Source organism: Vineibacter terrae (assembly GCF_008039615.1).
GTDB lineage: Bacteria > Pseudomonadota > Alphaproteobacteria > Reyranellales > Reyranellaceae > Vineibacter > Vineibacter terrae.
This window is the reverse complement of record NZ_VDUZ01000133.1, coordinates 1-450: the sequence shown is the minus strand read 5'-3', so window position 1 is coordinate 450 and position 450 is coordinate 1. Positions and strand designations below refer to the sequence as shown.

The following is a 450-nucleotide window of genomic DNA, read 5'->3' as shown; positions in this document are numbered from 1 at the left end:
CCGCAACGCGGGGAAGGTGGCCGAAGGCCGGATGGGGAGCGCTCGTGGTGCTGATGACCAAGACCCCGTCGGCTCCCCTCCGCCCCTTCGGGGCACCTCCCCACTGCGTGGGGAGGTTTTGCGCTGGAGCGTGAGCCTGGGCGTGGTGCTGGCGGCCCATCTGGGCGGCGCCGCAGCGCTGCTGGCCTGGCGCATACCGCAGGACATGCCGGCCGCGCCGCCGGCCGTGATGATCGAGCTGGCCGCGGTCTCCAGCGCGCCGGAGCCGGAGGTGAGCGAGACGGCGCCGGGCCCCAGGCAGGAGGAGGCCGAGCCGCCCGCCATCGAGACCGAGGTGCTGGCGCGCGAGCTGCCCGAGCCGGAGCCGCCGGAGCCCGTGACCTTGCCGCAGCCCGACCGGCTGGCCGAGATGCTGCCGCCGCCCGATGTGCCGCCTGAAGTGGTGATCGA

At 75.1% G+C, this 450-nt stretch carries 1 pseudogene; it reads left to right on the top strand.

The annotated features are described in order from the left end of the window. Positions 1-130 precede the first annotated feature (130 nt). A pseudogene (locus tag FHP25_RS40530) lies at positions 131-450 on the top strand (hypothetical protein); the annotation flags it as partial.